The sequence below is a fragment of the Arthrobacter sp. CC3 genome (assembly GCF_039907775.1).
Lineage (GTDB): Bacteria > Actinomycetota > Actinomycetes > Actinomycetales > Micrococcaceae > Arthrobacter.
In genome coordinates this window covers 1-20,844 of the sequence record NZ_JARCCY010000062.1, presented here as the reverse complement: position 1 = coordinate 20,844, position 20,844 = coordinate 1, and the positions used below count along the sequence as shown (strand labels likewise).

The following is a 20,844-nucleotide window of genomic DNA, read 5'->3' as shown; positions in this document are numbered from 1 at the left end:
CCCATTTTTCCCGATCCGACAGGCATTCTCCGTTTAAACCGCCGCTACAACCTCAAACCGACCGGTGGATCGAGGCTTAGTGCCGCACTGATACCCGCCGGCATGGCCTACGCGGAAGCCTCCGGCCTGCCGGCCGTCACCGGACTATACGCTTCCGTAGTTCCCATGCTGTTTTACGCGGTTTTCGGCCCCGCCCGGGTAATCATCGTAGGACCTGATTCTTCGCTTGCGCCTATGATCGCAGCGGCTGTGCTCCCGCTCGCCGGACGGGATCCTGCCCATGCCGTGGGGCTCGCAGGCGTCCTGGCCATTATGATCGGTGTCTTCCTCATCGCGGGCCGGATCTTCAGGGTGGGCTTTGTTACGGGTCTGCTGTCCAAGCCGATCCGGGTGGGCTACCTCAACGGCATCGCCCTCGCCGTCATCATCAGCCAGCTTCCCAGGCTGCTCGGGATCACGGTCGATGGAGACTCCCTGCCCGCGAAGGCAACTGAGACCGTCGAAGCCGTCCTGCGGGGAGCCGCCAATCCCGTGGCCCTGCTTTTCGGCGTTGCCACCGTGGCCATCATCGTTGTCGGCCGCTTCTTTCCTTGGAAGGTTCCCGGCGTACTACTGGCTGTAGCGGCCTCCACAGGAGCGGCCGCTGCCCTTGACCTGAAAGACGTGATGCCCATGGTCGGAGCCCTCCCGCAAGGCCTTCCGGCGCCGGCCTTGGGAGGGATCGCCATGCACGATCTTGCTGGGCTCATCGGTCCGGCGGCCGGGATTGCGCTGATCGCCTTCGCCGATACGTCCGCATTGTCCAAAAGCCTCGCGGGGAGACGCGGCATCCACACGAGCGGCAACCAGGAAATGGGAGCGCTGGGGATCGCCAACGTGGCCAGCGGGATGTTGGGCGGCTTCCCGGTCTCCGGCAGTTCATCCCGGACGCCCATCGCCCTCGACGCCGGGGCACGCACCCCCCTTAGCGGCATCGTTGCCGCGGCCTTGGTGGTCATATTCATGATGGCAGCGCCGGGAGTGACAGCGTTCCTCCCGAGCACCACGCTGGCCGCCGTCGTTATTGTGGCAGCGGCCTCGCTAGTCGACATCAAAACCATGTTCCGGCTGGTCCGGATGAGCCGGATAGAAACTGCCCTCCTGATTGCCACGTTCCTCGGCGTCGCGTTCGTCGGCGTGCTGCAGGGCATCGTCATTGCCATTGCGCTGTCTTTCATCGCGTTCGTCCGGCGGGCGTGGGATCCTTACCGCACCGAACTTGCCAGCCTGGAGGACGTCCCGGGCTACCACGACCTCAGCCGGCACCCGGAGGGCCAGCGCGTCCCGGGTCTGGTCATCGCCCGCTTTGACGCGCCGCTCTTCTTCGCCAACGGAGCAGTATTTGCGGAGCACATCCGCAGCCTTGTGGCGAACGCCCCTGGACCGGTCAAATGGGTCATCGTGGCGTCGGAGGCCATCACGGACCTGGACACCACAGCCTTGGACGATCTCGTGGAACTCGACGACGAACTGGCCGGCCAGGGCATCAGCCTGGTCTTCGCCGAGTTAAAGGGGCCCGTCAAGGACCGGCTGCTCAAGTTCGGGGTCAGCAGCAGGTTCGGCCCGGACCATTTCTTCCCCACGGTCAACAACGCGGTGCGGACCTACAAGCGGACGTTCGGAATCTAGGCCCGGCTCAATCCAAGCCCGCAGGCCCGTTCAGGCCCGGCTCAATCCGAGCCCAGCGGGATCACTTCGATCCGGGACCCCGGGCCCGTGATCACCAGGACACGGTCCGCCGCGACACCTTCCAAGGCCCGGGCGAGCTGCCCGGACAACCCGTCCGCAGCCTCCTCTGCAGTACCGGACGACGCGCCGGAGGACGCAGCGCCGGAAGGCGCAGTACCGGAAGTTCCGGCGTCGGCCCTTTTCCAGACAGTGACGCTCGCACCGGTGACCTCCGCTGCCACCTTTACCAATGGCTCCGGATCACCCGCGGCCACCAGGATCAGTTTCCGGACCATCCGCTTCCGGGGCGTGGCAGCGGCAGTGAGGGAACGGTCGTGACGCCAGACCGCGAAGTGGTATCCGGCAGCGAGTCCCGTCGCCACCAGCAGGCCGAGCGGTGCACGGGTGCGGTCCACCAGGCTGCCTCCGCTGACGTCGTCGAGCAGGAATTCGAAGACCCGGTACCCGATCACCAGGAGGGTGATAACGGCGACGATCGCGCTCAGGCCGAACACGGCGATGAGGTACACCCGCCGGCCGCGGCGTCCAAGTTCGGTCGGCTCGGGAGGAACCCCGGGTTTCCAGGTGAGCCACCACAGTGGTCCGCCAACCGCCAGCGCGCTGATTCCGCCCAGCAGCAGGGTACGAATGCCGTCGCCGGCCAACGGTGTTGCCGCGATGCTGAGGGCGGAGTTGACCCCAATGCCGATTCCGGTGGCGGCCGCTGCCAGTCCCACCCCCGACGTCACAAGCTTGGCCGCCTGCAGCGTGGTGCTGGACCGCCCGGCGGAGACGGTCCGGTGATACGCCCAGACGAGGGAACCCACTGCGCCTGCAGCAATTGCGGCGCCGAGCGGTTCCAGGATTTCACTTACGGGATCTGTGCGGTCGAAGGCAAGCCGGAGCAGGACAAACAGGACAGTGCCGACGCCGCCCACCGTCAGGAGGACGGCACCGAGGATTCCGATAACCACCAGGGCGACGTCGGCGAAATCCGTCGTCAGCCGGCGTCCGCCGTCGTGGATCCAGTGCCACCACCAGATGGCGACGCCGCCGACACCCCAGGCGAGCGCCTGAAGCACCAGCTTCCACCACGGATCCCCGAGGGACGCGGACGCGGTAAAGCCCTGGATTGCGGTGTCCAGGAGATTCGCGAGCGCCGTGACCGATCCGCCCACACCGATGATGAGCCCGAAAGCCGCCCCCACAACCGTGGGAACGTCCGGAATCAGCGAGGGACTCTTCCGCGGGTGGCGCCACATCCAGCGGTGCCATGCCAGCACTCCGGCCCAGACCAGTCCGTTGGACAATGACAGCTGCCAGCCCAGCCGTTCCCCTCCGATAACGGCTGCAAGGGCGCTGAGTACCCCCGTGGCCGCCGTGATGAGCGAGACCGCATACATGCCGGTCAGGTACAGCCCCCAGCCTGCGGACGAGCGCTCAACGGCGTCGTCGAGCAGCCGCCACACGAACCACCAGAGCGCGGCCGCCATGGGGCCGCCGATCAGGGTGAACGCGAGCGAACGCGCCAGGCCTGCCACGTCACCTGCGACGAGCACCGTGCCTGCGCCCAGCAGCCTGCCCAAGAGGCCGCTCAGGCCGACGGCGGTCACCACAACCAGGGCGAAAAGAAGCGTGTAAACGATGAGGCGCCGGACCGTCGGCTGGGCGGATCCGGCTGCGGGCGCAGGCACCGTCTGGGCAGCGGTCACGGCTTCACTCCACGGTTCGTGCAGACCCGCAGCTGCCAGGGAGCGGAGTCGATCAGCCACTTGCCGTCCGTTTTGACGAGATCGAACACGTCCTCGGTTTCGTATTCGGAGTTCCCGAAGGGTCCGCTTCCGTTGGACACCACCATCAGTACCCTCACGTCCGCGGACGTCGCCCGTTCCGTGGTGGACACCAGTGTGACGCGCAGGTTTTCCGTGGACGACCGCTCAAAGTCGACGCACTGGGTCCGGGCAGTTTCCGTAACGTAGGCTTGGGCCGCCGCCTCATCGCCGTCGATGACAGCCGCCGAGTAGCGTTGCACCACGCCCTGCGGCGTGGACTCGTCCAGCAGGGCCGGTTCACCCCGCGAGAAGACCACGGCGAGCGCAGCCACGGCCAGGACACCAATTATTGCCAGGATCACCACGAGGATCCTGTGAGGTCTTCCCGCCGCCGCGTTCATGTGGTCAGTATGGCGCACTGCCCATCCCCTAGCTACGGTACTTTCGGCCCTATCACCGGTGATGGGCATCAACAAGGCTGGAGACAAATGTTTCTCCACGGGAAAAGGGAATCATGCGCAGGGTCCTGGCTGCCGTACTGCTTGTCCTGCTCGGCCTGCTCTGCGGTTCAGGCGCCGCCCTGGCGGAGCCGCCGGTGGAGGTTCTGGTGGAGGACCGCGCCGGCGTGCTGGACCGCGGCCGGCTGCTCCCGGCGGTGGAAGCCATCGATTTCTACGAACCCACCCGGGTTGCCGTCTTCACCTACCGCGGTGCGGCGGCGGACAACCTCAACGAGGAAGTCCTTCGCTTCGCCCGCGCCGAACATCCGGAATGGATCAGCCCGGACGGCCAGAAATGGGCGGACGGCCTCTTCATCTTCGCTTTGGACCCTGTAGGCCGGCATGTGGGTACCTACATGGGCGAGGACCGCAAGGTTTTCCTGGAACAACGGGAGGACATCCAGAACGCTTCCAAGGATTTGCTCCGCGATGCCCAGTGGACCGACGGAACCATCGCCGGCATCAGGCGCGGAGCGGAACTGATCAACCAGCCCTGGTACCGGTCCACGGCGTTCCTTGTGACGGCATGGGGGGCCGTGGCGGCGGCCGTTCTTGGCGCCGCCACGTGGCTGATCGTGCGGTGGTGGACCAGGGTGGACAGCCGCCGGGAACTCGCCCGCGGGGACGCCAGCTACGCCAACGTGAGTATGGATTTGCAGGTCACCGAGCTGAACGCCGGCACCATCCCGGAGTCCTCACGCTACGGCAGCACCGTCCTGGAGAAGCACCGCACTTTCCTGGCCAAGTACGACGCGGCCACGCAGCTGTCCAACCAGGCACACGCACTGACTCCGCGCGCCTTGGGACGCCGGCCGAACCTGAAGCTGGTGCGGAATTATGCCGATGCGTCTGCGGAACTGGATGCGCTCGATGACGTCATAGCGGACACCAACGCCCTGCTGAACCGGGGGTCGGCGTGGGCGCCGGCGTGGGACCGGCAGCTGGCGCCGTTCCGCAGCGACCTGGCCGGCATTGAACAGATGCTCAGCAGGCGCCATGCCAGGGGCGACTCGGCGACGGCATCGGCGCTCCGGTCTTTCCGCGACCAGAGCCACCGTGACATCGAGCGCTGGTCGGCCGAACTCGCCGAGGGCAGCATCAGCCCCGAAACTGCCCTGGACCGGCTGCGCGATGCCCGGACCCACCTGACCGAACTGCTGAAGGACCACGCGGACACAGTGATCGCGGGCTTCGCGAAGAACGAGCGTGAAGCCAAATTGATGCGCGAGGGAATGGACAACGCCCAGGCCGGCACCAGGGCCAAGGATGGCCGCGCTTACGAGCCCAGCATCCTGGGCACTGTCTATCCGTCGTACTACTTTTTCTCGGTCCCGGCTTTCAATACCGGATTCAGCACCGGCGTGGGCAGCGTCAGCACCGCCCGGGGCGGCGGGAGCACCACCGGCTATGGCGCAAGCGGCGGCAGTTTCTCGGGGTCCGGGAGTTCGTCCAGTTTCTAGGCCCGGGAATGTCGGCGGGCGGCCGCCGGTGTTCCGCCTCGGGGTCTCGACAAGAATCCGGGATCGGAGGAAGCTGGGCATCGTAAGTCGATCGCTACATCGGTTCGCCGCATGGGTTCAGGCCCGGTAAACCGACTCCGCTGGCCGGTCGCCGTTGTGGCCCGGACAGCCCCATCCGCAACTCTGATTGATGGAGAGAGCCATGACCACGAATGTTGTCGCTCAACTCGCAGTGAAGTCGCACAATTCTCCGGACGAACAGCGCCGCCCCGACAAGACGGAAGTGGATCTTGTCTCCGTCGACGCCTACACCATCGGAAGGTTCAAATTTGAACCCGGCTGGCGCTGGTCCGAGTGCATCAAACCCGTTGTTAAGACCGAATCATGCCAGCTGAGCCATGTTGGTTTTTGCGTTTCCGGCAAACTCACCGTCCAGACCGCTGACGGCAACCAGATCAACATCGCCGCACATGACTCCTACAGCATCCCGCCGGGGCATGACGCATGGGTCGAAGGGGACGAACCCTTTACCGGTGTGGAGTTCGTCAGCGCCGCAGTCTTCGCCAAGTCACCCGAGTAACCGGCCGCGAGTAGCCGGCCGCGCCGGAGTAGCCAGGCGCTAAACAGCCCGGTTGGCTGCGGCGCAACTACCGCATCGGCGCAACTACCGCAGCACTAGTGCGGGTTCACTGCTGCGGGTGGATCTTGTCAATCACGAAGTCCCCGCCGGGGATGACAGTGGTCTGATGGCCGTCGTCGAACCGCACCACGTACGGCGGCGCTCCATCCGCGCCGTGAACCTCAACGATCTGGCCGTGCCGCTCCGACGATCCGACCGTCTTGCCCCGGATCGTGATCCGGTCTCCCTGGGTTGCCTTCATGGCAATCACCTCCAAGAACCAGAGTACGAGCCTCGGGGCGGGGATAACAGGGCCGTTGCGCACTGGAAGTTCGAGGGCGCACGGCTGGGGAAACGACTGAACTGGCCATGTCACGGGACCGAGGGGGACCTGCAATGGCGGAGGAGAAACCCACCAACTGGTGGGCTACGCTGCCCGGCTTGATGACCGCCGCAGCAGCTGTGATCACCGCTCTGACGGGGCTGCTGCTCGGGCTGGGACAACTGGGGGTGTTCGATGCCGGCCGGCCGGCGGCTTCGACGGCGAGCGCCTCCGGTACGGCTTCCCCGGGCGCTTCTGCCGGCACCGCACAGCCAGGGGCTGGTGCGTCATCGTCCGGGTCCGGGTCCGGCACAGGAAGCGGCGCGGGATGGAAGGTAACCCTGCCGACCGAGCGCACGTACAGGGCCGCCGACGTCGAATATGAAATTCTCGGCGCGAGTGCGCGCCCCGATGTGTCCGGCAAAATTGCACTGACCCTCACGCTCAGGTGCACCAACCACGGCCGGTATGACCTCAACTTCTGGGACTCAACGTTCAGGCTGAACGTCGGTGGCGTCAGTTACTCCCCCGATCCCGGCCTGAACGAGCTGGTGGCGGGCGATTCGAGCAAGTCGGGTGACGTCCGATTCACCGTTCCGGCGGACACCCGCGAGGCGCTGCTGCGCATTAAATTTGCGGAAGGCGAGAGCTCGGCCCGGCTCGCCGTCTCGCCGCCCTGAGGAAACTGAGGAACTGAGGAAACTGAGGAAACCGCGGGCCCGGTCGGAGTGTGAATACGCGGAAGGCCGGCGACCTGCTGCCCCCAAGGCAGCTGATCGCCGGCCGTTGCGCCCGCACTGTGTGCGGGTTACGCCCCCGCTGGTGCGCCCGCTTGATGAAGCGGCGGGGAGGCTAGGCTCCGGCGCGGACGAAGGTCACGCCGCCGGTGGCCGTCAGCCAGGAGAGCGGGTGCGTGACGGTGGCGTTTACGCCGTTCATTCCGCCGCTGATCACCTGGCCGTCGCCGATGTAGATGCCGACGTGGCCGGACTGCACCACCATGTCACCGGGCTGGGGCTCCCCCACCACGGAACCGTAGTTCATGAACTGCATGGGCCCGAGGTCGCCCACCGGAATACCGGCTGAGCCAAGGGCCTTTTCCACCATGGCGGTGCAGTCCTGGGTGATGCCCAGCTGCGCGTAGGCGGCAGAAACCATGGCCGCATTGACACCGCCGGCAGCAGGCGCAGGGGCGGAAGCGGGCACCGCGGCCTGGACCTGCACGGAAACAGCGGGAGCAGCAGGCGCCGGAGCTGAGTCACGTTCCGCAGGGGCCTCAGCGGCCTGCGCAGCCATGCCGCTGGACAGAACCAGGCCCGAGGCAGCGGCTATGACCGCAACCTGCCGGCCCGCCCTGCTCCGACCGCCGGCCGAAGTGGCCCCGGAGCGCCCCGCGGGCGCGGTTGAGCGATGATGAGCGGGCAGTTTACGTGAAAGCATGAATTAACCTCTCCCGATGCCTGCGAGGTTAGCTGTCGGATTCGGATGGGAGACACCCGGCCGCAGCGGCCGTCCGCAGTGCGGATGGCGTGCGGCTTCACCCCGAAGACCTGCCCAAACTATGCAGGTCAAAAGTGGTTTCCCCGTCCCTGCCGGATGGTTTTGATCGGATCCCGGACCGCGGCAGGGTTAGGCAATCCGCCCGGGAGTGCCGGTATCTGAGACAACGGGCACCGTTCCACCGTACGTGGGTCACCGCCGGAATGTCACATCAAGGTAACGGGGCCGCCGGGCGCTCCCCCGGCGGCCCTGCGGCCCGGCACAGGCGACCCCCCGCAGGTAGCGGTACTCCACATATACTTGGATCTGCGGTTTGTCAAATTCGAGTGTTTTCCAATGACCCCGCGAGGCGTAGTCTACGTGCATGTTCTTGCGGGGGGACTCACATGCCTGGAGGAATCATGCGTTGGTCAAATCGCTTTATCCAACACCAGCCACGTCATGTGGCGGAACTCCCGGCGCCTGTGGCCGGGTCTAGGCACAGCCATAGGCACTGGGTCGCCATCCTCGGAGCGCTGCTGCTGGCCGTCAGCACGGTGGCGGGTGTCGCTGGCACAACGAAAGCGGCGGCCCCGACCATCGTCAGCCTCACCTTCGACGACGCTATCGGCAACCAGGCCGCCGCCGCGCAGGTGATGAAAACCCACGGGCTCGTGGGAACGTTCTTCATCACAACTTCCTGGGTGGGCTCATCCGGATTTCTCAGTCAGGCGGATCTGAACACTCTGGCCGCTGACGGCAATGAGATCGGCAGCATCAGCGTGACCCATCCGGACCTAACCACACTCAGCGCCGCAGACGTCCGTGCGGAAGTCTGCAACAGCAAGACGACGCTTGAAGGCTGGGGTTTCACCGTCAGGAACTTCGCTTATCCGTTCGCCGCGCAAAATGCGACCGCCCAGTCGGCGGTCCGCGATTGCAACTACGCCAGTTCCAGGGGCTTGGGTGACCTGCGCTCGCCGGCCAGTTGCGCCACCTGCCCCGTTGCGGAGACGCTACCGCCGGAAAATCCCATGGTCACCAAGGCTCCGGACCAGGTCGACGGCACGTGGACTCTGGCGGATCTGCAGGCTCGTGTGACCGATGCGGAAACGACCGGCGGGTGGGTGCAGCTGACCTTCCATCAAATCGCTGTGGGAACCGACCCCAGCGTGACAATCAGCCCTGCCCTTTTTGAATCGTTCGTCGTCTGGCTGGCCGCGCGGACAGCAAACGGTACGACGTCGGTCCGCACAGTCGCGCAGGCATTGGGCCAGTCCCCTGCCCCCTCACCCTCACCCTCACCCTCACCCTCACCCTCACCTTCGCCCTCACCTTCTCCGTCTCCGTCGCCGTCGCCGTCGGGCTCGTTCACGGACGTTCCGGCGAACGCACAGTTCTTCACGGAGATCAGCTGGCTCGCCTCGCAGGGGATTTCCACCGGCTGGATTGAAGCGAACGGAACCAGCACCTACCGTCCGGCGCTCGCCGTCAACCGCGATGCCATGGCCGCCTTTATGTACCGTCTCGCCGGAAGTCCGGCGTTCACACCGCCCGGCACCTCGCCGTTCATCGACGTCACGCCACAAACGCAGTTCTACAAGGAAATCTCCTGGCTATCGTCGAGGGGCATTTCCACCGGCTGGGATGAAGGCAACGGCGCCAGGTCGTATCGGCCGCTACAGACGGTGAACCGGGACGCCATGGCTGCCTTCATGTATCGCTTTGCCAGCAGCCCCGCCTACAACGCGCCGGCCAGTTCCCCGTTCAGCGACCTCGTCCCGCAGACGCAGTTCTACAAGGAGATCACCTGGCTCGCGTCAATGAACATCTCCACCGGCTGGGATGAAAGTAACGGCACCAAGACGTTCCGTCCCGTCCAGCCCGTGAGCAGGGATGCCATGGCGGCCTTTATGTACCGCTACAACACCGCCTTCCCAAGGTAGGACACGGCATGGAGCGGAATTCCAGGTGAAACACTATTGCGTGGCGATCTGCCAGCTGAGCGATCAGCCACCGGAGGACTTCGACGTCAATACCGAGCTCCTGGTCCTTGAGGGCAAGGAACTCCATGTGGCGACGTGGGACGCGGAGCCGCGGGACGGCGGCTTCGACGTCCTGGTCCTCAACGACCGCGTGAGCGCCCTCGGGTTCATGGTGGTCACCGACTGGGAGTTCCTGGAAGGCAGGGCCTACGCGGTGGTGGAGCGACGGGCCGGCGGCTGAGGGGCATCCGCCCGCGACAGCACGGCCGCCCGCCTCAGCCACGGATCCGGATCCCCCGCCCAGCGGTCCAGCACAACATCCGCCCTCGCCCTCGCCTGCCCTTCCAGCCCTGCGATCAAGGGACGGACGACGTCGTGTGCGAGGGGGTCCGCCAGCTCGCCCAGTTGCGCCTCCCGCACAAAGCCCTCGATCCGGGTCAGGTCGGAGTTGTCCAGGAGGGCAACCCGGGACTGCAGCAGGACAACCGCCGCCAGCCGGCGTTCGAAGACGGGCACCGACCACAGCTCGGTGCTGAGCGCGGTAATGTCATCGTGCGCCAGGTCGCGGTGGCGGCGCAGCATGTCGCGGACGGTCCCCCGCACGGCACCCACCGAGGCGCCATAGTACTGAAGACCGTCGCCGAACCGGGCCTGCGCTTCTTCTGCCCGAAGCCAGGAGCTCTCGCGCTGCAGCGCGGCATCCACGAAGTCACAGGCATCAGTCACCCCACCATTCTGCCGTTCCCGCCGGTGGAAGACCGAACTCCGGAAGGCGTTTCGGTGCGGGCTACCGCGGGCAACCGATGCGGCCGCTAGGGACAAGGTGGTCCTCCGGTCCTGCGGCGTGAGATGCTCGGTCCCATGCGTGAACTGGTCGTTCTCGGCACCGCCTCGCAGGTTCCCACGCGGAGCCGCAACCACAACGGGTACCTGCTCCGCTGGGACGGCGAGGGCCTGCTCTTCGATCCCGGCGAAGGCACCCAGCGGCAGATGATCCACGCCGGCGTCTCAGCCAGCCAGGTGACGCGGATCTGCCTGACCCACGTCCACGGCGACCACTGCTTCGGGCTTCCCGGCGTCCTGTCGCGCATGGTGCTCGATGGTGTGCAGCACCCGGTGGACCTGCATTTTCCGGCTTCCGGCAGCGAGGTGGTCCGTAGCCTCGTGTCCCTCGCCTCACCCGGCCTCGACCTGCGGCTGCACCCGCACTCCGCACCGGGGCCGATCGCGCCCGGGCTCGAGGTGCAGCCACTGCGGCATCGCATTGAGACGTTCGGATACCGGCTGGTCGAGCCGGCCAGCCGCACGCTGCTGCCCGACCGGCTTGCGGCAGCAGGGATCTCGGGACCGGACATCGCGCGGCTGCTGCGGGAGGGGAACCTGGCCGGGGTGCGGCTGGAAGACCTGAGCATTCCGCGTCCCGGCCAGAGCTTCGCGTTCGTGATGGATACCGCGGAATGCGACGGCGCCCGGGAACTCGCCGAAGGCGTGGACCTCCTCGTGGCGGAGTCAACGTTCAGCGACGACGACGCCGGGCTGGCTGCCCGGTATCTTCACCTCACCGCCGGGCAGGCCGGCGATCTGGCGTCCGCTGCCGGGGCCGGACTACTGGTCCTGACGCATTTCTCATCCCGCTACGGGGACGTCGGTGTGCTGGCGGAACAGGCCGGTGCCCGCGCGGGCCGGGCCGCCGTCGTCGCCGCGCAGGACCTGGACAGGATCCCCTTGCCCAGGCGGGAGCGGGCCCCCTGGATTGCGGGCGGGGAACACCGTCAGTAGACGAAGATGTCGATCCAGGCCCGGTTGTGGGCATGCAGCAGGACCAGGAACAGCACGAAGTCGAACAGCAGGTGCACGGACACGATGTAGGACAGTGACTTGGTCCGGGTGAAGATGAACGCCTGGAGAAGGGCGAAGGGAAAGATGAACACCGGCGCCCAGGCGTGGAAGCCCAGTTCCCAGAGGAAGGACGTGAACAGGACAGCCTGCAGTACGTTGGCCTGGGCCAGCGGAAGGTGCCGGCGCAGGAGGATAAACACGGTGCAGATAAAGAACAGTTCATCCCAGATCCCCAGCACGTTGGTGCCCAGGAAAAGCCGGAAGATCCCCTCCGGGTCGGACACCGCGGGCCAGTTGCTGTACACACCGGTGTTGACCATGTAAGCCGGAAGCACCGCGTACCCCATCACGACGACGGCGGCCAGGTACCATTTCTCCGCCCGGGTCCAGGGGTGCCCGGTCAGCACCGGAAACTTCACCGCATGGTCCTTGTAGACAAATCGCGAAACCGTGTAGGGAACGCCCACGGCGAGGATCATCGCCGTGCCCATGACCAGCATGTGTTCGGTGCTGATGTCCGTGGTGATCGGAACCAGGCTGATGGCCACGAGCCCGGCGGCGATCAGGGCAAGATCGCGCAGGAGCGCCCGGTCGATCAGTCCGGCACTGACGAGGGCCAGCGCCAACAGCCCGTACCCCGGGATTCTCTGTTCCAGGACGAACAGGACAAAGCCGGAGAGCGACACAAGCGTCGCGGGGAGCAGTTTCGTCGAAAGAGAGCCGCGGATGCCGGCCCGGCGGCCGGCCCCTGCTCCGGTTCCGGCGGCGGGCGAACGGTTAGACATACTTGCTGAACCACGCCAGGGTGTCGTTCCAGGCGGCGGTGGCCTGGGTCTCGTTGTAGCGCTCGCCGGTGTCGTTGTGGAATGCATGGTCGACGCCGGGATACACCTTCAGCTCGTGCCGGACATCAGTGGCGGCAAGGGCATCGCGGAGGGCCGGCATCGCTCCGGTGATGCGGTCATCGAGTTCGGCGTAGACGCCCAGGACGGCCGGCTTGATGGCGGGGACCTTGTCCAGGTCCGGGGCGGGACCGTAAAACGCCGAGGTGGCCTTCAACCCGGACAGTTCCGTCGCCGCCTGCCACGTGATGCCGCCGCCGAAGCAGTAGCCCGTCATGGCAATCCGCCCGGAATCGACGAAGTCCTGTGAGTTCAGGTACTCGAAGGCAGCCGAAAAATCCGCGACGTGGCGCTTCGCTCCGGCCTGGGTCAGTGCACCCGGGACGGCGTCCCGGTCCAGGCTCGCCGTTCCTCCCTCCCTGCTGAGCAAGTCCAGGGCCAGGGCGGCGTAGCCGGCTTTGGCGAAGCGTCGTGCCACGTCCTGGATGTGCGGGGTCAGCCCCCGGTTCTCATGGCAGATGAGCACGGCGGCTCCGGGTTTGCCGCCTTCCGGCCGGGCAAGGTAGCCGCTGACGTCGGTGCCGGCGGAAGGGAACCGCACGGTTGCAGCCACGATGCCGGCCGCCCCCTCCGGTACGGACAGCGGGCTTTTGGCTCCGGGCACCGCGCCTGAGGAAGCGGTGCCGGTGGCCGTGCCGGTGCCGTTTGACGCTACGGACGGGGTGGGCATCGGGTCGGTGCTGCGCGGAAGCTCCTGCGGCGTGCAGCCTACCAGGGCCATGGCGGCCGCAGCAGCGGCCATGCTCCCGGTGATGAACGCCACCCGGCGGGTAAACGTGTGCTGGCTCATGGCACCGGCACGGTAGTCGTCGAAGAGTTCCTCGATGAGGTATTTCTCAAATTTGCCGAGCTGCTGGGTCATGGAGCGCCTCCTGCCGTCTGCCAATTATCCTCCCCCGCGGTCCATCACGGGGCAAGGGCCAGCTGGGTTTGCCGCAGCGCTGTGGCTCAGGGCGTTGCCCTAGAACGGATTGAGCAGCCGGTCCACGAACTGCCGGGTGCGTTCCTCCCGCGGGTCGCGCAGCACAGTGTCCGGGTGGCCTCGTTCCACCACGACGCCCCCGTCCATGAAGATGACTTCGTCGGCCACCTGCCGGGCGAATGCCAGCTCGTGGGTAACCACCACCATGGTCCAGCCCTCGTCCGCCAGCTCCTTGATGACAGTCAGTACATCGCCCACCAGCTCAGGGTCCAGGGCCGACGTCGGCTCGTCAAAGAGAAGGAGCTGCGGCCGCAGCGCCAGCGCACGGACAATGCCCACTCGCTGCTGCTGCCCCCCGGAAAGTTCGAAAGGGTAGCTCTTCTCCTTCGCTGACAGCCCCACGCGGGCAAGCAGCTCCCTCGCCTCGGCGATGGCTTCGGCCTTGGGGCGTTTCTGCACCTGGACCGGGCCCTCGATGATGTTTTCGAGGACGGTCTTGTGCGGAAAGAGGTTGTAGTGCTGGAACACCATGGCGCTCCGGTCCCTCAAGGCGGCCAGCTGCTTCTTGGTCACCGGCGCTGAAAAGTCGACGGCGAGCTGGCCGACAAAGTCCACCACGCCGTCGTCGGGTATTTCGAGCCCGTTGAGGCACCGCAGGACCGTCGTCTTACCGGACCCGGACGGCCCGATCAGGGCCACGACTTCGCCGCGTCGGACGTTCACGTCCACGGATTTCAGCACTTCATGGCTGCCGAATGCCTTGCGCAATCCCCGTACGGAAAGCAGCGCGGCATCGTCCGGGAGAGCGGATTCAGTGGGCGACATAGCGGTCCAATCTCTTCTCCAGGGCGGACTGGCCTCCGGCCAGGACCAGACAGATGATCCAATAGATAACCGCTGCCTCCAGATACAGCAGCATGAATTCCTGGCTGAAGGCCGCCACCTGCTGCGCCTGGCGGAAGAGCTCGGTGACCAGGATCAGGGACGCCAGCGACGTGTCCTTGACCAGGCTGATGAACGTGTTGGACAAGGGCGGTACCGAGACCCGGGCGGCCTGCGGCAGGATGATGCGCACCAGCGACTGGCGGCGGGACATGCCGATGGTGTGGCCCGCCTCCCACTGGCCCTTGGGAACGGACAGGATGGCTGCGCGGATGACCTCGGCCGCGTACCCGCCGACGTTCAGGGAGAAGGCGATGATGGCGCTGGGCCACGGGCTGATGGTGACCCCGATCGACGGAAGCCCGTAGAAAATGACGAACAGCTGGACCAGCAGGGGTGTGCCGCGGATGACCGAGATGTACATCCGCGCAACGGTGGAGAACACGGGGTTCCGGCTCAGCCGCATCAGCGCGATCAGCAGTGCCAGCAGCAGCCCGAGGACGAAGGACGCCAGTGCCAGCGGAATCGTGCCCGTTACCGCGCCGGTCAGGATGGGCCCCAGCGAGCTCCAGACGAGGTCCCAGTTGATAGTCATGCGCTGAAGCTGCGCTCGCCGCCGGCCGCCACCCCGCTACTTCGTGACGTCCGCGTCAAAGTATTTCTGCGAAATCCTGGTCAGCGTGCCGTCGGTCTGCAGTTCGCCGAGGGCCTTGTTCACGGCCTCGGCCAGGCTGCTTGACCCCCTGCGGAAGGCGAGGGCGCTGAGCGATTTGTCCGTGGTCTCGGCGGCGATCTTGATGCCGCTGTCCTTCGCGGTCTTTTGGTAGTCCAGATACGTCAGTTTGTCGTTGATGGTGGCGTCAACACGGCCCTGCTTGAGCAGTGTGATCGCCTGCGCCCAGCCTTCCACCGCCTCGACATTGGCGCCGCTTTCCTGAGCCAGTTTGTACCAGTTGCTGGTCAGTGACTGCGCGGTGGTCTTGCCCTTGAGGCTGTCAAAGGAACTGACGCTGCTGTCGTCGGCCTTGGTGACAATGACGCCGGTGCTCACCGTGTACGGTTCGGAGAATTCGTACTTCGCCTTGCGTTCGTCGGTGATGGAGACCTGGTTGGCCACCACGTCGAATCTCTTGGCCTCCAGCCCGGCGAAGATGGCGTCGAACTGGGTTTCCTGGAAGGAGGGTTTGACGCCGAGCTTTTCAGCGACGGCGGTGATGATCTCGACGTCGTACCCGGTCAGCTCGCCGCTGCCGTCTGCGTGGAACGAGAAGGGCTTGTACGTGCCCTCGGTGCCGATCTTGAGCTCACCTGCGCTCTTGACGTCGCTCAGGGAGGTGTCTGCGCCGCCCGCCGGGGCTGAGCCGGACGGTGTGGTGGACCCGGAACCGCAGCCGGCAAGGGCAAGGGCTGCAGCTGCCATGAGGCCAATAGCGGAAAGACGTGTGCGCTTCATGATGAACCTTCGTCCTGTAGCCGGAAGGGCTCGCCAGCTGCACCGCAGGCCGGCAGTCCACCTCCGACGATAGCAACATCTGCCTTGGGGAGAACAGATGCCCCGCGGGTTAGGCTCATCCCATGTCGCCCGATCGCTACCTCGCCGAGCTGGCCCGCCTCCTGGAAGGCCTCACCGCGCTCGCCCGCCAGCCCGACGACGTGCTGTCCCGTTCCGTACCGGCCTGCCCCGGGTGGACGTTGGAACAGCTGTTCGGGCACCTTGGCTCCATCGAACGCTGGGCGGCAGCGGTGGTCCGCAGCGGGCAGTACGTCGAGGAACCGGCGCCTCCGGCCACGGGTGCGGCCGCATGGTTCATCGAGGGCGCCGAGCCGTTCCTCGCGACGATGGCGTCCCTGGATCCCGGGGCACCGTGCTGGAACTTTGGACCGCCGCCGCGCACCGCGGGCTTCTGGCTCCGGCGCCAGGCACACGAGCACGCCGTCCACCTCATCGACGTCTGCCAGGCGTCCGGACGGGCGGCACCGGCTTTGGGCAAGGACTTCCTGCTCGACGGCGTCGACGAGGTCCTCGCGATGTTCACCCCGCGCCAGGTGAGGCTGGGGCGAATGCAGCCACCGGAGCAGGCAGTCTCGTTCCGCGTGCCCGGCGCGGGAGGCCGGGCAGCGGGTACCGGCGCGGGCGCGGGCGCTTGGACCGTGGGCAGCGGCACCGCTGCGGCATCCGTCACCGCAGCATTACCGGACATGTACCTCGGGCTCTGGGGCCGCTCCAACCTCCAGGAGAAGGCCGTCATCGACGGCGACGCAGCCCTCGCACTGCGCGTTCTGCGGGAGCCGCTCACACCGTAAGGCGGACTGGCACGCAAGGCAACCAGCCGCCGTCGTGCGCTTGTTCAGGCTTGTGACTGGACGACTTCAGCGCGGCGGAACCTTCAACGCTACCGGCTTTCAGCGCGGCGGAGCCTGCGCTGGCGTGCCGCACCGCTGATCCGGCCCTGAACCATCAACAGCCGGGGAACGGCAAAGTAGACGGCCGTGGGGACCACCACCAAGGTCAGGACGAAGGCTCGAAGGACCGAAGGCCATTCCGGAGCAACGACTCCCAACACGTACATTCCCAGGGCCGCCATGGGAAAGATCGCCACCCAGGTGATGAATGCCCTCGTGTGGATGGACGCCAGGCCCGGGGATCGATGTTGGTGCGCGTCCGTCTCATCTGCCGCCAGGGCCCTGCCATCGTGTTCCACCCATTCTCCAAACGTTTAGTTGGACTTGATGCTTGCGAGCCGTTTGTCGCAAAAGCAAACGGACAGTTGGAGATAGAATGACGCGATGGCCTGGGACACGGATGCGACACGGGAGAAGCTGCTTGATGCCGCCATCTCCGAGTTTTCGGAGCGCGGCTTCGCGGGGGCACGAATCCACCAGATCTCCCTGGCGTCGGGGTGCAACCGCGAACGGATCTACTTTTACTACGGCGGCAAGGCACAGCTTTTCGAAGCTGCACTTGGGAGTCAGCTCGTGTCGGCACTGGCGGACCTCCCCGTAGTGGGCTCGGGTCCCGGGGCCGTTGCCGACTTCGCTGGCAGGTACTTCGACTTCCCGACCAGCTTCCCCGGTCTGGCCCGGCTGACGTTCTGGGAAGGACTGGAGCGCGGCGATCCCGTTGACGCAGCACGTCGGGCGCTGCTGGCAGCGGACAAGGCTGCTGAGATCCGTCATGCGCTCCCGGCGATCAGTGAGGCTGCGGCCGAAGACCTGCTGTTGACCATCGTGACGCTGTGCCACGCCTGGGTGGCCATCCCGAACGTGCGTGCCGTGATTACCCCGACAGCGGACGGGACGCGCCGGCGAGCGTCGATCGTGCGGACTGTTGAACTGCTCTCCCGGGACGCCGAGAGCCCGGGACCGCTTCCCTACTGACGTGCCGGGCCTTCTTGGATAAGCTCAGGTTCTCACGGGCCGTTGGCCCAACCGCCCCGACGCTTCGGCCAGGGCCGAATGACTGCCGGGCTGAGCAGAGAGGCCAGTCATGGACTTTGCAGCGGACTATTCGCGATCGCTTGACCCGTTCCCCCAGTACCGGGCGATGCGGGAGAGTTCACCCGTCTTCCAGGACGAGCAATCCGGGAGCTGGCATGTCTTCCGATATGACGACGTCCAGCGTGTGCTGTCCGAACATGCAACCTTCTCCTCAAGAATGGGCGGGGACGATCCGTCGGAGACAGGCCAGCTGTTTGCGGCGAGCCTGATCACCACGGATCCGCCCCGGCACCGGCAGTTGCGCTCGCTGGTGACCCAAGCCTTCACCCCGAAGGCCGTGGATGCGCTGGCTCCCCGCATCTCAGCCCTCACGGATGAGCTGCTGGACAGAATCGCTCCTGCGGGCACGGCCGACCTCATCGCGGGCCTGGCGTACCCGCTGCCGGTGATCGTCATAGCGGAACTCATGGGCATACCCCCTGGTGACCGCGACCGTTTCAAGCAGTGGTCCGATGTCATCGTTAGCCAAACGCGGTCCGGAGCGGAGGATGCTGACCACCACGCCACCAACGTTGAGATGACCGGGTACTTCCTGGACCTGATCGAACAGTGCCGGAGGCAGCCTGGAAACGACCTGATCAGTAACTTGCTCTCGGCCGAGATTGACGGGCAGAAGCTCAGCGTGCCCGAACTACTGGGCTTCTGCAGCCTGCTGCTGGTTGCCGGCAACGAAACGACCACCAACCTGATCGGCAACGCGGTCCTTTCCTTCACGGAAGTGCCGGGTACCTTCGAACGGCTCCTCGCCGAGCCGCAGCTGCTGCCGCAGGCCATCGAGGAAGTGCTGCGCTACCGTTCACCGGTCCAGTCCATGTACCGGGTCGCGGCCGCCGACACTGCTTTGGGCGACGTTCAGATTCCGGCCGGCGCCCCGCTGGTGGCATGGATCGGATCGGCGAACCGCGACGAGCGGCACTTCACGGAGCCCGACGAGTTCGACATCGATCGTGGCCCTTCCCGGCATCTCGCGTTCGGCCAGGGAATTCACTTCTGCCTTGGCGCCCCACTTGCCAGGCTTGAAGCCAGAATCGCGCTGGAGGCTACCCTGTCGCGGCTGCCAGGCCTAACCGTCGCCGCAGGGTCCCGGCTGGAACGGATGGACAGCACCATTGTCTACGGACTCAAGGAGCTTCCGGTGACGTGGTGGGCGGGCTGAACCCGCTGATCGCCATCAGCACCCGGCCGGAGGCATACTCATCAGCACCCGGCCGGAGGCATACTAAGGTATGAGCGACGCCGACGACTTCCTGGCCTGGGTTAAATCCTCGCTGCATGAGGCGGAACTGGCCCTCCATAACGGCGATTCGGCCCCGCGCCGGGCGCTGTGGTCCCGGCACGAGCCTGTGAGCATCCTGGGCGCGTGGCGGAATGCGTTTGGGCAGCGGGAGGTGGACGAGGCCTTCGCTATGCTCGAGAGAGCCTTCTCCGACTGCACGTCCTACAGCTTCGAACTGCAGGCGTACGACGTGGCCGGCGCCATGGCCTATACCGCCGGCCTGGAGCATATTTCCACCTCCGTCGACGGTCAGCCGCGCAGTTACACCCTTCGCGCCACCCAGATCTATCGCCGCGAGGACGGCGAATGGAGGGTGGCGCATCGGCACGCCGACACCGTGAACGAGTGACGACGTGACCGGAGGAACGGGGTACGGCGGACCCCACTGGCGGCGAGTCATGGCGGCCCTCGCCAACAACGATGCGCGGACCGCTTACGCCCGGATTGTGTTGGGCGCCAAACTTCCAGATGCCGTCGCTGAGCTGAAGGATCATCGGCGTAACCGTGCCGTCGCCGCCCTTCTTGACTCCGGGCTTGTTGACCGGAATGCTGCCGGCGAACTGGTGGCTTCGGAGTCGGTTTTCCGTGACCTTCTCACGCAGCAACCCCGGCGGCAGCCGCAGGAGGGCGTGGCCCGGTTTATGCGTTTGGGCAGGATCGAGAGGTATCCGGCCAACAAGGCGGAGCGACGGGACCTCCTGGCCTGGATCGTCAGTGATGCCATCAAGGCCGGTGAGGACCTGACGGAAAAGCAGGTCAATGAACGGCTCCTCAGTTATACGGACGACGTCGTGTTGCTTCGTCGCTACATGGTGGACTTCGGCCTGCTGGAACGGACGCGCTCCGGGTCCTCATATTCCCGGCCCGAAGAGACCTAGTCCGCATGCGGCCGCCCTGACGGTTCCAGCGGCTGCATCAAAGAATGTCGGTGCCTGCTGAGATGCTGTGGGTATGGACTGCATCACGGCGTGGAGCGTGGAGAGCAGGGAGGCGATGGCGGCCGTCGCTGAGTCCACTGCCGTGCTGGCGTCGTATTTCGGTTCCGGCGCGGAACGCGCTGAGGGGCCCGACGGCGGCCTGCCGCCGGGCGCTGATCCGTTGCGGGAGCTGGCGGATGACTGCCTGGACGCCCTGGCCGAGCTGGCCCGGCAGGAAGCCCGGACCGCTGCTTTGAAAGTGCGGCTGACTGCCGAGTACCTGCGGGCGGCCAACGCCCTGGCACCACCGGCGGCGTCCCCGCAGGAGAGCACCGCCCGGGAGATGGCCATCATTGCCGAGGTTGCCTGCGTCCTGACGGTCACCGAACGGACCGCCGGTGTCCTCATCTCCGACGCCCTGGCCCTGAGCACGGCGCTGCCGTTGACGCTGGCCGCTCTGCAGGCCGGGACGATTTCGTGGCAGCATGCCCGGATCATGGTGGACGAAACCTCCGGCCTGGATCTGGCCGGGGCAGCTGCCTTGGAGGCGCACTCCCTGGACTCGGATGCGCCCTCCGCTGCGCGCGGGTGCCCGGCCGGGGAACTGGTTCCGTCCCGGTTCCGGGCCAAGGCACGCACCTGGCGGGAACGGCACCACCCGGTCAGCATTGAAACCCGCCACACCAGCAGCGCCGCCGACCGCCGGGTCCAGTACCAGCCGGACCGGGACGGCATGGCCTGGCTCTCCGCCTACCTCCCGGCCG

24 protein-coding genes and 1 riboswitch are annotated in these 20,844 nt (G+C 66.2%); of the genes, 13 read left to right on the top strand and 11 right to left on the bottom strand.

Translation table 11 applies throughout. The annotated features are described in order from the left end of the window. A partial coding sequence (locus PV761_RS22490; RefSeq protein WP_347899793.1) for a SulP family inorganic anion transporter occupies positions 1-1,668 on the top strand: 1,668 nt, incomplete at its 5' end. Between the two features lie 41 nt (positions 1,669-1,709). Here PV761_RS22490 and PV761_RS22485 read toward each other — a convergent pair. Then, the gene (locus PV761_RS22485; protein WP_347899792.1) at positions 1,710-3,419 is read right to left on the bottom strand and encodes a DUF5671 domain-containing protein; all 1,710 of its coding nucleotides are present in this window, start codon (positions 3,417-3,419) and stop codon (positions 1,710-1,712) included. Continuing rightward, on the bottom strand, positions 3,416-3,880 hold the full coding sequence (locus PV761_RS22480; protein ID WP_347899791.1) for a hypothetical protein: 465 nt from the start codon (positions 3,878-3,880) through the stop codon (positions 3,416-3,418). The genes PV761_RS22485 and PV761_RS22480 overlap by 4 nt, the downstream gene beginning before the upstream one ends. 113 nt (positions 3,881-3,993) lie before the next feature. On the opposite strand from PV761_RS22480, the gene PV761_RS22475 reads away from it, so the two are divergent. Continuing rightward, positions 3,994-5,439 (top strand): DUF5129 domain-containing protein, encoded by a 1,446-nt coding sequence (locus PV761_RS22475; protein ID WP_347899790.1) that lies wholly within the window; start codon positions 3,994-3,996, stop codon positions 5,437-5,439. Between the two features lie 202 nt (positions 5,440-5,641). Next, on the top strand, positions 5,642-6,019 hold the full coding sequence (locus tag PV761_RS22470) for a cupin domain-containing protein (protein ID WP_028269051.1): 378 nt from the start codon (positions 5,642-5,644) through the stop codon (positions 6,017-6,019). A 106-nt stretch (positions 6,020-6,125) separates the two neighbouring features. Here PV761_RS22470 and PV761_RS22465 read toward each other — a convergent pair whose 3' ends face one another. Continuing rightward, positions 6,126-6,320, bottom strand: coding sequence for a DUF1918 domain-containing protein (locus tag PV761_RS22465; protein ID WP_043437319.1), 195 nt, complete (start codon positions 6,318-6,320; stop codon positions 6,126-6,128). Between the two features lie 182 nt (positions 6,321-6,502). Here PV761_RS22465 and PV761_RS22460 point away from each other — a divergent pair, with 182 nt between their 5' ends. Further along, positions 6,503-7,060: a hypothetical protein gene (locus PV761_RS22460; protein WP_347899789.1), complete on the top strand. Its 558-nt coding sequence runs from the start codon at positions 6,503-6,505 to the stop codon at positions 7,058-7,060. A gap of 172 nt (positions 7,061-7,232) precedes the next feature. Here PV761_RS22460 and PV761_RS22455 read toward each other — a convergent pair whose 3' ends face one another. Next, on the bottom strand, positions 7,233-7,820 hold the full coding sequence (locus PV761_RS22455; protein ID WP_347899788.1) for an NlpC/P60 family protein: 588 nt from the start codon (positions 7,818-7,820) through the stop codon (positions 7,233-7,235). Between the two features lie 3 nt (positions 7,821-7,823). After that, positions 7,824-8,016, bottom strand: a riboswitch (cyclic di-AMP (ydaO/yuaA leader). 265 nt (positions 8,017-8,281) lie between these two features. Here PV761_RS22455 and PV761_RS22450 point away from each other — a divergent pair. Both PV761_RS22450 and PV761_RS22445 read left to right on the top strand, forming a co-directional pair. Next, a complete protein-coding gene (locus PV761_RS22450; RefSeq protein ID WP_347899787.1) occupies positions 8,282-9,805 on the top strand; it encodes a polysaccharide deacetylase family protein in 1,524 nt (507 codons plus the stop codon). A gap of 25 nt (positions 9,806-9,830) precedes the next feature. Beyond that, positions 9,831-10,085: a hypothetical protein gene (locus PV761_RS22445; protein ID WP_347899786.1), complete on the top strand. Its 255-nt coding sequence runs from the start codon at positions 9,831-9,833 to the stop codon at positions 10,083-10,085. Here PV761_RS22445 and PV761_RS22440 read toward each other — a convergent pair. Further along, a complete protein-coding gene (locus tag PV761_RS22440) occupies positions 10,052-10,570 on the bottom strand; it encodes a DNA alkylation repair protein (RefSeq protein ID WP_028269047.1) in 519 nt (172 codons plus the stop codon). The genes PV761_RS22445 and PV761_RS22440 overlap by 34 nt on opposite strands. A 135-nt stretch (positions 10,571-10,705) precedes the next feature. Here PV761_RS22440 and PV761_RS22435 point away from each other — a divergent pair, with 135 nt between their 5' ends. Next, entirely contained in the window at positions 10,706-11,623 is a 918-nt protein-coding gene (locus tag PV761_RS22435) for a ribonuclease Z (protein ID WP_347899785.1), read from the top strand. Here PV761_RS22435 and PV761_RS22430 read toward each other — a convergent pair. The 5 genes from PV761_RS22430 to PV761_RS22410 form a co-directional block, all read right to left on the bottom strand. After that, positions 11,617-12,468 (bottom strand): CPBP family glutamic-type intramembrane protease, encoded by an 852-nt coding sequence (locus PV761_RS22430; RefSeq protein ID WP_081818766.1) that lies wholly within the window; start codon positions 12,466-12,468, stop codon positions 11,617-11,619. The two genes, PV761_RS22435 and PV761_RS22430, sit on opposite strands and share 7 nt — an antisense overlap. Continuing rightward, complete coding sequence (locus tag PV761_RS22425) at positions 12,461-13,447, bottom strand: dienelactone hydrolase family protein (RefSeq protein ID WP_347899784.1); 987 nt, start codon at positions 13,445-13,447, stop codon at positions 12,461-12,463. The genes PV761_RS22430 and PV761_RS22425 overlap by 8 nt, the downstream gene beginning before the upstream one ends. A gap of 99 nt (positions 13,448-13,546) precedes the next feature. Further along, positions 13,547-14,332, bottom strand: coding sequence for an amino acid ABC transporter ATP-binding protein (locus PV761_RS22420; RefSeq protein ID WP_347899783.1), 786 nt, complete (start codon positions 14,330-14,332; stop codon positions 13,547-13,549). Beyond that, entirely contained in the window at positions 14,319-14,984 is a 666-nt protein-coding gene (locus PV761_RS22415; RefSeq protein WP_347899782.1) for an amino acid ABC transporter permease, read from the bottom strand. The genes PV761_RS22420 and PV761_RS22415 overlap by 14 nt, the downstream gene beginning before the upstream one ends. 36 nt (positions 14,985-15,020) lie before the next feature. Further along, a complete protein-coding gene (locus PV761_RS22410; RefSeq protein ID WP_347899781.1) occupies positions 15,021-15,842 on the bottom strand; it encodes an amino acid ABC transporter substrate-binding protein in 822 nt (273 codons plus the stop codon). A gap of 122 nt (positions 15,843-15,964) precedes the next feature. Here PV761_RS22410 and PV761_RS22405 point away from each other — a divergent pair, with 122 nt between their 5' ends. Continuing rightward, positions 15,965-16,693 (top strand): maleylpyruvate isomerase family mycothiol-dependent enzyme, encoded by a 729-nt coding sequence (locus PV761_RS22405; protein ID WP_347899780.1) that lies wholly within the window; start codon positions 15,965-15,967, stop codon positions 16,691-16,693. Between the two features lie 89 nt (positions 16,694-16,782). On the opposite strand, the gene PV761_RS22400 is transcribed toward PV761_RS22405, so the two are convergent. Further along, complete coding sequence (locus PV761_RS22400; protein WP_347899779.1) at positions 16,783-17,091, bottom strand: hypothetical protein; 309 nt, start codon at positions 17,089-17,091, stop codon at positions 16,783-16,785. 85 nt (positions 17,092-17,176) lie between these two features. Between PV761_RS22400 and PV761_RS22395 the strand changes: the two genes are divergently transcribed. The 5 genes from PV761_RS22395 to PV761_RS22375 form a co-directional block, all read left to right on the top strand. Next, positions 17,177-17,767 carry a TetR family transcriptional regulator gene (locus PV761_RS22395; RefSeq protein ID WP_347899778.1) on the top strand — a complete coding sequence of 197 codons (591 nt, stop codon included), beginning with the start codon at positions 17,177-17,179 and terminating at the stop codon, positions 17,765-17,767. 109 nt (positions 17,768-17,876) lie between these two features. Then, positions 17,877-19,043, top strand: a complete 1,167-nt coding sequence (locus PV761_RS22390) for a cytochrome P450 (RefSeq protein ID WP_347899777.1) — start codon at positions 17,877-17,879, stop codon at positions 19,041-19,043. Between the two features lie 70 nt (positions 19,044-19,113). Further along, positions 19,114-19,512, top strand: coding sequence for a nuclear transport factor 2 family protein (locus PV761_RS22385; RefSeq protein WP_347899776.1), 399 nt, complete (start codon positions 19,114-19,116; stop codon positions 19,510-19,512). Between the two features lie 4 nt (positions 19,513-19,516). Beyond that, positions 19,517-20,041 (top strand): DUF2087 domain-containing protein, encoded by a 525-nt coding sequence (locus tag PV761_RS22380; RefSeq protein WP_347899775.1) that lies wholly within the window; start codon positions 19,517-19,519, stop codon positions 20,039-20,041. Between the two features lie 73 nt (positions 20,042-20,114). Beyond that, on the top strand, positions 20,115-20,844 hold a 730-nt coding region (locus PV761_RS22375), incomplete at its 3' end, for a DUF222 domain-containing protein (protein WP_347899774.1).

Excerpts from the sequence above, each read along its gene's own strand:
- PV761_RS22425 (WP_347899784.1), bottom strand. The coding sequence starts at position 13,447 with ATGACCCAGCAGCTCGGCAAATTTGAGAAATACCTCATCGAGGAACTC.
- PV761_RS22420 (WP_347899783.1), bottom strand. The coding sequence starts at position 14,332 with ATGTCGCCCACTGAATCCGCTCTCCCGGACGATGCCGCGCTGCTTTCC.
- PV761_RS22470 (WP_028269051.1), top strand. The coding sequence starts at position 5,642 with ATGACCACGAATGTTGTCGCTCAACTCGCAGTGAAGTCGCACAATTCT.
- PV761_RS22415 (WP_347899782.1), bottom strand. The coding sequence starts at position 14,984 with ATGACTATCAACTGGGACCTCGTCTGGAGCTCGCTGGGGCCCATCCTG.
- PV761_RS22480 (WP_347899791.1), bottom strand. The coding sequence starts at position 3,880 with ATGAACGCGGCGGCGGGAAGACCTCACAGGATCCTCGTGGTGATCCTG.
- PV761_RS22385 (WP_347899776.1), top strand. The coding sequence starts at position 19,114 with ATGAGCGACGCCGACGACTTCCTGGCCTGGGTTAAATCCTCGCTGCAT.
- PV761_RS22390 (WP_347899777.1), top strand. The coding sequence starts at position 17,877 with ATGGACTTTGCAGCGGACTATTCGCGATCGCTTGACCCGTTCCCCCAG.
- PV761_RS22430 (WP_081818766.1), bottom strand. The coding sequence starts at position 12,468 with ATGTCTAACCGTTCGCCCGCCGCCGGAACCGGAGCAGGGGCCGGCCGC.
- PV761_RS22405 (WP_347899780.1), top strand. The coding sequence starts at position 15,965 with ATGTCGCCCGATCGCTACCTCGCCGAGCTGGCCCGCCTCCTGGAAGGC.
- PV761_RS22460 (WP_347899789.1), top strand. The coding sequence starts at position 6,503 with ATGACCGCCGCAGCAGCTGTGATCACCGCTCTGACGGGGCTGCTGCTC.
- PV761_RS22410 (WP_347899781.1), bottom strand. The coding sequence starts at position 15,842 with ATGAAGCGCACACGTCTTTCCGCTATTGGCCTCATGGCAGCTGCAGCC.
- PV761_RS22465 (WP_043437319.1), bottom strand. The coding sequence starts at position 6,320 with ATGAAGGCAACCCAGGGAGACCGGATCACGATCCGGGGCAAGACGGTC.
- PV761_RS22455 (WP_347899788.1), bottom strand. The coding sequence starts at position 7,820 with ATGCTTTCACGTAAACTGCCCGCTCATCATCGCTCAACCGCGCCCGCG.
- PV761_RS22450 (WP_347899787.1), top strand. The coding sequence starts at position 8,282 with ATGCGTTGGTCAAATCGCTTTATCCAACACCAGCCACGTCATGTGGCG.
- PV761_RS22435 (WP_347899785.1), top strand. The coding sequence starts at position 10,706 with ATGCGTGAACTGGTCGTTCTCGGCACCGCCTCGCAGGTTCCCACGCGG.
- PV761_RS22475 (WP_347899790.1), top strand. The coding sequence starts at position 3,994 with ATGCGCAGGGTCCTGGCTGCCGTACTGCTTGTCCTGCTCGGCCTGCTC.
- PV761_RS22395 (WP_347899778.1), top strand. The coding sequence starts at position 17,177 with ATGGCCTGGGACACGGATGCGACACGGGAGAAGCTGCTTGATGCCGCC.